10 protein-coding genes are annotated in these 12,046 nt (G+C 72.0%); 6 read left to right on the top strand and 4 right to left on the bottom strand.

Features of this window, described 5'->3' with window-relative positions:
* Window positions 1-71: 71 nt before the first annotated feature.
* Complete coding sequence (locus ACQPYE_RS07030; protein ID WP_498720065.1) at window positions 72-533, bottom strand: hypothetical protein; 462 nt, start codon at window positions 531-533, stop codon at window positions 72-74.
* A 109-nt stretch (window positions 534-642) separates the two neighbouring features.
* On the opposite strand from ACQPYE_RS07030, the gene ACQPYE_RS07035 reads away from it, so the two are divergent.
* On the top strand, window positions 643-1,215 hold the full coding sequence (locus ACQPYE_RS07035) for an ArsR/SmtB family transcription factor (protein ID WP_498720066.1): 573 nt from the start codon (window positions 643-645) through the stop codon (window positions 1,213-1,215).
* Between the two features lie 9 nt (window positions 1,216-1,224).
* On the top strand, window positions 1,225-1,425 hold the full coding sequence (locus ACQPYE_RS07040) for a hypothetical protein (protein ID WP_498720067.1): 201 nt from the start codon (window positions 1,225-1,227) through the stop codon (window positions 1,423-1,425).
* A gap of 3 nt (window positions 1,426-1,428) precedes the next feature.
* On the opposite strand, the gene ACQPYE_RS07045 is transcribed toward ACQPYE_RS07040, so the two are convergent.
* From ACQPYE_RS07045 to ACQPYE_RS07055, 3 genes are all read right to left on the bottom strand, one after another.
* Window positions 1,429-3,717 carry an FdhF/YdeP family oxidoreductase gene (locus ACQPYE_RS07045; RefSeq protein ID WP_498720068.1) on the bottom strand — a complete coding sequence of 763 codons (2,289 nt, stop codon included), beginning with the start codon at window positions 3,715-3,717 and terminating at the stop codon, window positions 1,429-1,431.
* 248 nt (window positions 3,718-3,965) lie between these two features.
* The gene (locus tag ACQPYE_RS07050; protein ID WP_498720069.1) at window positions 3,966-4,865 is read right to left on the bottom strand and encodes a hypothetical protein; all 900 of its coding nucleotides are present in this window, start codon (window positions 4,863-4,865) and stop codon (window positions 3,966-3,968) included.
* Window positions 4,866-4,936: 71 nt separating this feature from the next.
* The gene (locus ACQPYE_RS07055) at window positions 4,937-5,818 is read right to left on the bottom strand and encodes a hypothetical protein (RefSeq protein WP_498720071.1); all 882 of its coding nucleotides are present in this window, start codon (window positions 5,816-5,818) and stop codon (window positions 4,937-4,939) included.
* Window positions 5,819-5,932: 114 nt separating this feature from the next.
* Between ACQPYE_RS07055 and ACQPYE_RS07060 the strand changes: the two genes are divergently transcribed.
* The 4 genes from ACQPYE_RS07060 to ACQPYE_RS07075 all read left to right on the top strand — a co-directional run bounded on the left by ACQPYE_RS07060 (window position 5,933) and on the right by ACQPYE_RS07075 (window position 11,961).
* Window positions 5,933-8,569, top strand: a complete 2,637-nt coding sequence (locus ACQPYE_RS07060) for a valine--tRNA ligase (protein WP_498720072.1) — start codon at window positions 5,933-5,935, stop codon at window positions 8,567-8,569.
* Window positions 8,566-9,930 (top strand): bifunctional tetrahydrofolate synthase/dihydrofolate synthase, encoded by a 1,365-nt coding sequence (gene folC, locus ACQPYE_RS07065; protein WP_498720074.1) that lies wholly within the window; start codon window positions 8,566-8,568, stop codon window positions 9,928-9,930. Before ACQPYE_RS07060 ends, folC begins: the two co-directional genes overlap by 4 nt.
* A gap of 50 nt (window positions 9,931-9,980) precedes the next feature.
* Entirely contained in the window at window positions 9,981-10,334 is a 354-nt protein-coding gene (locus ACQPYE_RS07070) for a DUF4233 domain-containing protein (RefSeq protein ID WP_123748057.1), read from the top strand.
* A 94-nt stretch (window positions 10,335-10,428) separates the two neighbouring features.
* A complete protein-coding gene (locus ACQPYE_RS07075; protein ID WP_498720075.1) occupies window positions 10,429-11,961 on the top strand; it encodes an alkaline phosphatase D family protein in 1,533 nt (510 codons plus the stop codon).
* Window positions 11,962-12,046 lie beyond the last annotated feature (85 nt).

Here is a 12,046-nt window from a genome sequence, read left to right on the forward strand (position 1 = left end):
GTGAGGGACGTGCGCGACGAGGTCGGCGGCCCCGGTGCCGCAAGTCGGTCGGCCGCACTGGACCGAAGCCCTCAGAGGGTGGCGAACAGGGCGTCGACGAGCCGCTGGGCCCGATCGGCGGTGGCGTCGGAGGTCACCGTGATCTCGACCGTGCCGGCGCGGGCGACGACGACGGTCCGGACGACCTCTCCCGTGACGGCGGTGGCGCGGTAGGCCTCGTCGTGGAAGCCGGGCAGGTCGGTGATCCGGCCGTGGTCCCCGCGACCCTCGGCGAACGACGCGGCGTCCGCGCCGGTCTCGAAGCGGACCTCGGCCGTGCCGCCGCCGTACGCGCAGCGCACGACGTTGCCGGTGATCGTTTGACGCGGCTGGTCGAGTCGCATCTCCAGGGCCGCGCCGACGACGTCCGAGGGGGCGTCCTCGCAGTTCACGCCGGCCGAGTCGGTCGGCGGGGGTGACGGCGGCGGCTCGGCGGCGGGCGTGCTCGTGCACGCGCAGAGCGCGAGCAGCGCCAAGGGGAGCACGGTCCTCATCACGTGCGTAGGTTCGCCCGAACGGCCCCCGGTGTTACCCGCACGCATATCAAGGAACCTTTCTAAAGAAGTCTTGCTAAAGCAACCTTGATATAGGTACGGTGATCGCATGGCCGATGGCGGAGCAGAGCTGATCCGGGACCCGAAGACGCTCCGGGCGCTCGCGCACCCGTTGCGGTGGAAGCTCATCGACGTGCTGGCGACCTACGGCGCGACGACCGCCACCCGGTGCGCCGAGCTGCTGGGCGAGAGCGTGGCCGGCTGCTCCTACCACCTGAACGTGCTGGCCCAGTACGGCTTCGTGGCCGAGGTGCCGGGCAAGGGCAGGCAGAAACCGTGGCGGCTGGTGCGGCGCGAGCAGAGCTGGTCGTCCATCGGGATGGACGACGAGACCGCGCTCGCCGCCGAAGCGGCCGGTGACGCGTTCCTGGAGAAGGAGTTCGCCTCCATCCGCGACCGCTTCCGCGGCAAGGACCGGGAGCCGCTGCCGTGGCGCGAGGTGACGGGGACCTTCGCCACGACGGAGTTCCTGACCGCGGCGGAGGCCGCCGAGGTCCACACCCGGATCGCCGAGATCTTCAAGCCGTACGCGGACCGCGTCGAGAACGAGGAGAACCGGCCGGAGGACGCGCGCCCGGTGCGCTACTTCCTGGCCACCACCGTGGCGCCACGCCGCGACTAGGGGGAGACCATGCCGCACGACGACCTGCTGCTCGCCGCGGCGATGCAGCGCATGCACGACGACCACCGCGCCGCCGCCCGCCACCGACTCGTCGGGAGCAAGCGCTTGCGCTCCCTGTCCGGCCGGTTCCGGCTCGACTGGCGGGTGGTGCGCGAGCACCGCGTGCTGGTGGCCAGCGTCGGGTTCACCTGGCGGCGGGCCGCGAGCTGACGGTCAGACCTTCTCCAGCCGCACCACGATCGACTTGGACGTCGGCGTGCCCGACACGGTGGCCGTGGAGTCCAGCGGCACCAACGAGTTCGCCTCCGGGAAGTACGCCGCCGCGCAGCCCTTCGCCGTCGGGTAGGCCACCACCCGGAACCGCTCGGCACGCCGTTCGGTCACGCCCGTCGGGTCCTCCGGCCACTCGCTGACCAGGTCCACGTGCTGCCCGTCGAGCAGGTCGAGCGCGTCCAGGTCCTCCGGGCTGACGAACACCACCCGCCGCCCGTCCTTCACGCCCCGGTAGCGGTCGTCCAGGCCGTAGATCGTGGTGTTGTACTGGTCGTGGCTGCGCATGGTCTGCAACAGCAGCCGCCCCTGCGGCACCCGCAGCACGGTCAGGTCGTTGGCCGTGAAGTGCGCCTTGCCCGACCGGGTGCCGGTGAACTCGCGGGCGTCGCGCGGCGCGTGCGGCAGCACGAAACCGTCCGGCAGGCGCACCCGCGCGTTGTAGTCGTCGCACCCCGGCACGACCCGCGCGATCCGGTCCCGGACCAGGTCGTAGTCCTTCTCGAACTCCTCCCACGGCACCGGGTGCGCCGGACCCAGCACGGCCCGCGCCAGCCGGCACACGATCGACACCTCCGACAGCAGCCGGTCGCTCGCGGGCGCCAGCCGGCCGCGGGAGCGGTGCACCACCGACATCGAGTCCTCGACCGTGACGAACTGCTCGCCGCTGTGCTGGAGGTCGCTCTCCGTGCGCCCCAGCGTGGGCAGGATCAACGCCGTGCGGCCGTGCACCACGTGCGACCGGTTCAGCTTGGTCGACACGTGCACGGTCAGGTCCAGCTTCCGCATGGCCGCCTCGGTCACCGCCGTGTCCGGGGTGGCCGCGACGAAGTTCCCGCCCACGGCGAAGAACACCCGCGCCGCGCCGTCGCGCATGGCCCGGATCGACGCCACGGTGTCGAAGCCGTGCTCGCGCGGCACGTCGATGCCGAACTCGGTCTCCAGCGCGGACAGGAACTTCTCCGGCATCTTCTCCCAGATGCCCATGGTCCGGTCGCCCTGCACGTTGGAGTGGCCGCGCACCGGGCACAGCCCCGCGCCGGGCTTGCCGATCATGCCGCGCAGCAGCGCCACGTTCGCGATCTCGCGGATCGTCGGCACCGAGTGCTTGTGCTGCGTCAGCCCCATGGCCCAGCAGAAGATCGTGCGCCGGGAGTCGGCCAGCATCCGGGCGAACAGCTCCACCTGGGCGCGCGGCAGGCCGGTGGCCTCGTCGACCGAGTCCCAGTCCAGCCGCCGCACGTGGTCGGCGTACTCGGCGAACCCCTCGGTGAAGCCCTCGACGAACCCGGTGTCCACCGCGCCCCACGACAGCAGCAGGTTGCCCGCCGCCTGGAACAGCGCCTGGTCGCCGCCCAACCGGATCTGCAGGAACTCGTCGGCCAGCTTCGTGCCCGAGCCCACCAGCCCGCGCGCGTTCTGCGGGTTCTTGAACCGCAGCAGCCCCGCCTCCGGCAACGGGTTCACCGCCACGATCTTCGCGCCGCCGCGCTTGGCCTCCTCCAACGCCGACAGCATCCGCGGGTGGTTCGTGCCCGGGTTCTGCCCCACCACCACGATCAGGTCGGCGCGGGCGAAGTCGTCGATGCTCACCGAGCCCTTGCCGATGCCGGTCGTCTCCGACAACGCCGCGCCGGACGACTCGTGGCACATGTTCGAGCAGTCCGGCAGGTTGTTCGTGCCGAACGAGCGCACCAGCAGCTGGTACAGGAACGCGGCCTCGTTGCTGGTGCGGCCCGACGTGTAGAACACGGCCTCGTCCGGGCTCGCCAAGCCGTTGAGGCGGGAGGCGATCAGCGCGAACGCGTCGTGCCACTCGATCGGCTCGTAGTGCGTCGCGCCCTCGCGCAACACCACCGGCTCGGTGATCCGACCCTGCTGACCCAGCCAGTAGTCGGTCTTGCCGGCGAGTTCCGCGATCGGGTGCGCGGCGAAGAAGTCGGGCCCGACGCGCCGCCTGGTCGCCTCCTCGGCCACCGCCTTCGCGCCGTTCTCGCAGAACTCGGCCAGCTTGCGGTGCCCCTGCGGCTCCGGCCACGCGCAGCCGGGGCAGTCGAAGCCCTCGCGCTGGTTGAGCAGCCGCAGCGTGGTCGCCGTGCGGGCCACGCCCATCTGCTCGACGCCACGCCGCAGCGACACCGCGACGCCGGGGATGCCCGCCGCCCACCGCTTGGGCTCGCTGACGTCGAGCTGCGACTCGTCGATGTCCTGCCGGGGCGGGTTGCGGTCCATGCCCCTATTGTGCGGCCGCCGTGCCACCGCGCGAGCGGACTCGTGGTGCACCGCCGGCGCGCCCCGCGCGAGCACGCCGGCGGCCCGTCCGACCGCCGGTCGCGCCAAGACGACGCGGGACCGCTGTCACGGGCCCCAAGGGGTTGTGTACGGCCCGTGAATCCGGCGTCCTCACCTGCGCGTATCCCGGTGATCACCACCAATTGTGATCGGCGCCACTGTGCCGCGAATCGTCCGAACGGGTGACGTCATTCCGGGCAGCCGTCGGCCGGCGAGGACGGCGCGGTGAGGTCGAAGTCCAGGCCGAACGGCAACGACGGCTCCGTGAACGCGGGCGCCAGGAAGCCGCGCTTCGCGCTCGAACACCCGATCGAGTGAAACGAGCCCAGTGCCGCGTCCGCCCAGAGCCCCTCCACGCCGGGGCTGCCCGCGCGCACCGAGTACCGCACCTGGAACCGCGTCGACGCCACCGCGTCCAACGGCCCCCGCAGCGCCTCCGGCCGGTCCGTCGCGAACGCGTAGGCGAACGTGTAGTCCGTCGACACCACCAACTCGCCCTCCGGCCCCACCTCGGCGGACATCCTGCCGCGCACCTTCGGCTCCACCTCGGCCAACGGCGCGCCCTTGTCCACCCGCGTCGCCACCAACGCCGCCTCACCGTCGTTGCGGCCGTCGAACAGCACCCGCACCGACTCGCGCAGGTCCGGCGCGAACAGCCCGAGCAGCGGCTCCAGGTCGTGGTCGCGCACCACCCGCCGATCCAGCCGCGCCGCGATCACCGCCTCGCGCACCCGCTGGTAGGCCGCCTCCACCTGCTCCGCCGGGTACGCGCCCACCTGGACCGCCTCCGGCACCGCCACCCCGGCCTCGCCATCGGCCCACGACGCCGCCGACGTGCCCGCGAACGGGCGGCTCGGGTCCACCGGCCCACCCGCCGCGGGCGTGCCGGACTCCGACGCGATCACCGCCCACGCCAGCAGCACCGCCGCCACCGCGATCGCCGACCCGATCCAGAACCGCCGCCTCGGCCGGCGCGGCAACGACCTCAGCCGCCGCGCCCTCTCCTCGCGCTCGGCCCGCTTCACGGCCTCCCGCACCCACCCGGAGTCCTGAAGGTCGGGGTGGTCCTCGATCCGGTACTCGTCCACGGTTCCCCCACTCGGTGACAGCCCTACCGAAGGCGTTACCAGCTATCGGCCGCGAAGTCGATACGGGCGGTTCACCGGAAGCACGGCAGACCGAGCGCCGCGCTCACCGGAGGCGAGATCCGGGCGGGGTCCGCGCCGTCGCACGAACCGTCCGCGTAGTCGCTCGACGCCTCGGTCAGGTGCACCCCATCACCCCGCACGACGTACGTGACCTGGTGCGTCGCCCTCGCCACGGCGCTGTCGGAGCCGCGCAGCCCCCGATCGGTGTCGAACGCGTACGCGAACGAGAACGAGGTGCGCACCACCACCTCCCCCTCGTCGGTCGCCGACGCCAGCATCTGCCCCGACACCTTCGGCGGCACGTCCAGCAGCCGCTCCCCGGCCGCGACCCGCGTCGCCACCGAACCGCCGTCCGCCGACGCCAACCGGGCCCGCAGCTCCTCCCGCTGCCCGACCGCGAACAGCCCCAGCAACGGCTCCACGTCACCGTCCCGCAGCACCCGCGGGTCCAGCCGCGACGCCACGACGACCTGCCGCACCCGCTCCACCGCCGCCGTCAACCGCTCCGCCGGCACGAACGCCGCCTGCCACTCCAGCACCTCGGGCGCCACCACGCCCGCCTCGCCGTCCGCCCAGCCCGCCGCGGTCGTCCCCGCGAACGGGTGCTCCCGGTCCAGCGGCAGGTCGCCCGCCAAGGCCGGCGGCAACCCGAACACCGACGCCGGCGCCGTCACCACCGGCTCGTTCAAGCCGAGCACGTCGTCCAGCCGATCCGTGCGCAACAGCACGAGAACCGGCCCCAGGACCACCACCGCCACCGCCGCGGCCACCAGCGCGCCGTTGCGGTCGAACCACCGCTCCACCCGGGCCCGGAGCCAGTTCTCGTCGTTCGGCCCCAGCCGGTCCTCCCACGTGTCCCGACCAGGCCCCAAGTGGTCGTCAGACCCGCCCATCCCCCCGCCACCCCCCTGCCTCCGCGCGCGTTGTCGGCGCAGAGCATCACACGTCAGGGCCGCTACCAGGTATCTGATTAGAAGTCGAGACCCGCGCCTCCGTAGACTTCGACCGTGACCGAGACCCCCACCGCACCGCAGCGCTCCGAACTCCCAGCGGCCTGGAACCCGGCCGAGGTAGAGGCCGGGCTGTACGAGCGGTGGGTCGAGCGTGGTTACTTCACGGCCGACGCGACCAGCGACAAGCCGCCGTTCTCCATCGTGCTGCCGCCGCCCAACGTCAACGGCAGCCTGCACATGGGCCACGCGCTGAACCACAGCGTCATGGACGCGCTCACCCGCCGCCGCCGCATGCAGGGCTACGAGGTGCTCTGGCTGCCCGGCACCGACCACGCGGGCATCGCCACCCAGACCGCGGTCGAACGCGACCTCGCCGGCGAGGGCAAGTCCCGCCACGACATCGGCCGCGAGAAGTTCGTCGAACGCGTCTGGGCGTGGCGCGAGGAGGTCGGCGGCCGGATCCTCGGCCAGATGCGCCGCCTCGGCGACGGCGTCGACTGGTCCCGCGTCCGCTTCACCATGGACGAAGGGCTGTCCCGCTCCGTCCAGACCATCTTCAAGAAGCTCTTCGACGACGGCCTGATCTACCGCGCCGAGCGCATCATCAACTGGTGCCCGCGCTGCCAGACCGCGCTCTCCGACATCGAGGTCGACCACTCCGAGGACGACGGCGAACTCGTCTCCATCCGGTACGGCTCCGGCGAGAACTCGATCGTGGTCGCCACCACGCGCGCCGAGACGATGCTCGGCGACACCGCCGTGGCCGTCCACCCCGACGACGAGCGGTACCGGCACCTGATCGGCACCGACGTCGAAGTGCCGCTGACCGGCCGGCACGTCCCCGTCGTCGCCGACGAGCACGTCGACCCCGCGTTCGGCACCGGCGCGGTCAAGGTCACCCCCGCGCACGACCCCAACGACTTCGAGATCGGCCAGCGCCACGACCTGCCCGCGCTCACCGTCATGGACGGCCGCGGCGTGATCACCGCGCACGGGCCGTTCGAGGGTCTCGACCGCTTCGAGGCACGCCCCGCCGTCGTCGCCGCCCTGCGCGAACAGGGCCGCATCGTCGCCGAGAAGCGCCCCTACAAGCACTCCGTCGGCCACTGCTCGCGCTGCGACACCGTGATCGAGCCGCGCCTGTCCATGCAGTGGTGGGTCAAGGTCGCCCCGCTCGCCGAGGCCGCGTCCGCCGCCGTGCGCGACGGCCGCACCACCATCCACCCGCCGGAGCTGGCCAAGCGCTACTTCGACTGGGTCGACAACCTCAACGACTGGTGCATCTCGCGGCAGCTGTGGTGGGGCCACCGCATCCCCGTCTGGTACGGCCCCAACGACAAGGTCATGTGCGTCGGCCCGGACGACGAGGCGCCCGGCGAGGGCTGGGTGCAGGACGAGGACGTGCTCGACACGTGGTTCTCGTCCGGCCTGTGGCCGTTCTCCACGCTCGGCTGGCCCACGGCCACCAGCGACCTGGCCAAGTTCTACCCGACCAGCGTGCTGTCCACCGGCTACGACATCCTGTTCTTCTGGGTCGTCCGGATGATGATGTTCGGCCTGTACGCGATGGACGGCAAGCAGCCGTTCGACCACGTGTTCCTGCACGGCCTCATCCGCGACCAGCACGGCAAGAAGATGTCGAAGTCGCGCGGCAACGGCATCGACCCCATCGACTGGATGGACGCCTACGGCGCCGACGCCACCCGGTTCACGCTCCTGCGCAGCGCCAACCCCGGCTCGGACATGGCCCTGGCCGACGAGTGGGCCGCGGGCTCGCGCAACTTCACCACCAAGCTGTGGAACGCCACCCGGTTCGCGCTCGGCAACGGCGCCACCGTCGAACGCCCGCTGCCGCCGCGCGAGGAGCTCACCGACGCCGACCGCTGGATCCTCGACCTGCTCGACGCCCTCGTGACCGAGGTCGACGGCCAGTTCGAGGGCTTCCAGTTCGCCAAGCTCAGCGAAGCGCTCTACCACTTCACCTGGGACGAGTTCTGCGACTGGTACCTCGAACTGGCCAAGGTCCAGCTCGCCGAGGGCGGCGCGCGGGCCGAGGCCACCCAGAGCGTGCTCGGGCACGTGCTCGACGTGGTGCTGCGGCTGCTGCACCCGCTCACGCCGTTCATCACCGAGACGCTGTGGACCACGTTGACCGGCGGCGAGTCCGTCGTGATCGCGGACTGGCCCAAGCCGACCGGTGTCGCGCGTGACGAGACTGCGGCGTCCCGCATCGAAGGCCTGAAGAAACTGGTCACCGAGATCCGCCGGTTCCGCTCCGACCAGGGCCTCAAGCCCGCCCAGAAGGTCGCGGGCAAGGTGCGCGGCGCGTGCTGCGTCGACCTGCTCGACCAGGTGCCCGCGGTGCGGTCGCTGACCCGGATGACCGAGCCCGGCGACGACTTCAACGTCAGCGTCTCGCTCGACGTCGGCCTGGCAGGCGGCACCGTCAAGGTGGAGCTGGACCTGTCCGGCGCGGTCGACGTCGTGGCCGAGCGCAAGCGGCTGGCCAAGGACCTCGGCGTGGCCGAGAAGGAACGCGCCCAGTGCGAGGGCAAGCTCGGCAACGCCGCGTTCCTGGACAAGGCGCCCGCCGAGGTCGTGGCCAAGATCCAGGCCAGGCTCGCCGCGGCCAACGCCGAGATCGACCGCATCCACGCCCGGCTCGAGACCCTGCCGCAGGACAACTCGTGACCGGCTTCGAGACGGGCGCGCTGGAGGAGCTGCGACAGGTCGAGTCGGAGCTGGACACCCGCTGGCCCGAGACCAAGATCGAGCCGAGCCTGGACCGGATCCGGGCGCTGGCCGACGTCCTCGGCGACCCCCAGGGCACCTACCCCGTGGTGCACGTCGGCGGGACGAACGGCAAGACGTCCACGTCGCGGATGATCGACGCCCTGTTCACCCGGATCGGCCTGCGCACCGGCCGCTACACCAGCCCGCACCTGCAGCTGGCGACCGAGCGGATCAGCGTCGACGGCGCGCCCATCAGCCCCGAGCGCTACGTCGAGGTCTACCGCGACATCGAGCCGTACGTGTCGCTCGTGGACTCGCGCGGCGACGTGCCGATGAGCAAGTTCGAGGTGCTCACCGGCATGGCGTTCGCGGCGTTCGCCGACGCGCCCGTCGACGTCGCCGTGGTCGAGGTCGGCCTGGGCGGGTCGTGGGACGCGACGAACGTCGCCGACGGCCGGATCGCCGTGATCACGTCGATCGGGCTCGACCACGTCGAGTACCTGGGCGACGACCTGGGCGGGATCGCGCGGGAGAAGGCCGGGATCATCAAGCCGGGCGCGGTCGCGGTGATGGCCAAGCAGGACCCCGTCGTCGATCGGGTGCTGCTCGAGCGGTGCGCCGAGGTGGACGCCACGATCGCGCGGCTCGGGTCCGAGTTCGGCGTGATCCAGCGCGACGTCGCCGTCGGCGGCCAGATGCTGCGGATCCAAGGCCTCGCCGGCGAGTACGACGAGGTGTTCCTGCCGCTGCACGGCGCGCACCAGGCGGCGAACGCGGCGCTCGCCCTGGCCGCCGTGGAGGCGTTCTTCGGTGCCGGCCCCGAACGCCGGCTCGACATCGAGGCCGTGCGCGAGGCGTTCGCCACCGCCACCTCACCGGGCCGCCTGGAACGCGTCCGCACCGCGCCCACCGTGCTGGTGGACGCGGCGCACAACCCGCAGGGCGCGGAGGCGCTGGCGAAGGCGTTGAATGAGGAGTTCGGCTTCCGCAAGCTGGTCGCCGTGGTCGGCGTGATGCAGGAGAAGGACGCGGTCGGCATCCTCAGCGCGCTCGAACCGGTCGTCCAGGAGCTCGTCGTGACCTCGAACTCCTCGCCGAGGGCGATGGACCCCGACCTCCTCGCGGGCATCGCGATCCCGATCTTCGGCGACGACCGGATGGTCGTCCGGCCGCACCTGGACGACGCGATCGAGGAGGCCGTGCGGCTCGCCGAGGAGAGCGACGACGGCGACATCATGTCCGGCGGCGGTGTCGTGGTGACCGGCTCGGTCGTCACGGCGGGTGACGCCCGCGCGCTGTTCGGCAAGGAGCCCTCGTGACCTCCCCCGAGCCCGGGCGCACCCCCGTGCCCGCGCCGAAGAAGGACCCGATGAAGTCCTTCCGCGGCATCATGGCGGGCACGCTGATCCTCGAGGTGATCGTCGTCGCCCTGGCCCTGCCGGTGGTGGCGAAGCTGAGCGGCGGGGTCGGCACGGGCACCGGGTACCTGGTGCTCGGGCTGATCGTCGCGCTGATCGCGACGTGCGCGCTGCTGAAGCGCCCGTGGGCCGTGTACGTGATCCTGGCGATCCACGTGGTGATGGTCGCGTCGTGGTTCGCCCTGACCGCGCTCGGTGGCATCGGCGTGGTGTTCAGCCTGGTCTGGGTGTACCTCCTGTGGCTCCGCCGTGACGTGGCCAAGCGCATGGCCGAGGGCCGGCTGCCCAGCCAGCAGCAGGGCTAGCGCCGGTCGGGCGGTTGTCCATGACCGGTTGCGTGCACCGGGTGCTCTCGGTCCGTTCACCTCGAATTCGGTTCCACCGATTACAAACCGGCGCATGAGCGATGGTGTGGTGAACCGGCGGACGCTGCTGCGCGCCGGTGCGATCGGCACGGCCGCGGTGCTCGTGCCCGGTGGTGTGGCCTTGGCGCGCGGCGGGGAGCGGCCGGTTCTCACGCACGGCGTGCAGTCCGGCGACGTGACGTTCGACGGCGGTTTGGTGTGGACGCGGGCCGACCGGCCGTCGCGGATGCTGGTGCAGGTGTCGTCGGACCCGTCGTTCCGGCACTCGCGGACCGTGCGCGGGCCGTTGCTGACGCCGGAGACCGGTGGCACGGGCCGGGTGCGGCTGCGCGGCCTGCCGGGCGGGCGCGAGGTGCACTACCGCGTCGTCGCCGAGGACCTGGACGGCCGCACGCGCAGCGAGGCCGTGACGGGCAGCTTCCGCACCGCGCCGCTCGGGCGCGGTGACGACGTCCGGTTCGTCTGGTCGGGCGACGTGGCGGGCCAGGGCTGGGGCAGCAACCCCGACCTGGGCGGCATGCCGATCTTCGGCGCGATGGCGGCCCGCCGTCCTGACTTCTTCATCAACAGCGGTGACACGGTGTACGCGGACGGTCCGCTCCAGGAGTCGGTGGCGCTGCCCGACGGGCGGGTGTGGCGCAACGTCGTCACGCCGGAGAAGCTGAAGGTCGCCGAGACGCTGGACGAGTACCGCGGTCAGTTCGCCTACAACCTGCTCGACCCGCAGTACCGGGCGTTCGCCGCACGGGTGCCGATCATCGCGCAGTGGGACGACCACGAGGTGACCAACAACTGGTACCCGGGCGAGGTGCTGACCCTGCCGCAGTACACCGAGAAGCGGGTGGACGTGCTGGCCGCGCGGGCGTTCCAGGCGTTCCACGAGTGGCAGCCGATCGACCCGCGGCAGGCGGTGGACGGTCGGGTGTACCGGAAGTTCCGCCACGGCGCGCACGTCGAGGTGTTCGTGCTGGACATGCGGTCGTACAAGGACGCGAACACGTCACCGCGCGACGGTCGGGGCGTCGTGCTGGGCGCGCGGCAGGCCCGCTGGCTGGTGGACTCGCTCGACCGCAGCCGCGCCACGTGGAAGATCATCGCGGCCGACCTGCCCATCGGGCTGACCGTGCCCGACGGCGCGGACATCGAGGGCGTCGCCAACGGCCTGCCGGGCGCGCCGGGTGGTCGTGAGCACGAGTTGGCGTGGGTGCTGGGCGAGCTGAAGCGGCGGCGCGTGCGCAACACCGTGTGGCTGACGGCGGACGTGCACTACACGGCCGCGCACCACTACTCGCCGGAGCGCGCGTCGTTCCAGGACTTCGACCCGTTCTGGGAGTTCGTGTCGGGTCCGCTGAACGCCGGCGCGTTCGGCCCGAACACCCTGGACCCGACGTTCGGGCCGGAGGCGGTGTTCGTGAACGCCCCGCCGGCGGCGAACACCTCCCCGTTGGACGGGTTCCAGCACTTCGGCGAGGTCGAGGTGTCGCGGGACGGCGAGCTGACCGTGTGGCTGCGCGACATCAAGGGCGCGTCGCTGTGGAGCAAGACCCTCCAGCCCGAGCGTCGCTGACGCGGTAACGGTCTGCAAGGACTTGCAGCCGTCTGGCCCTTGTCCGGCCACGTCCGTCGTGGTTTTGTGCACCTCGCCCCGGCTT

This window comes from Actinosynnema sp. CA-299493, assembly GCF_050946825.1.
Taxonomy (GTDB): domain Bacteria; phylum Actinomycetota; class Actinomycetes; order Mycobacteriales; family Pseudonocardiaceae; genus Actinosynnema.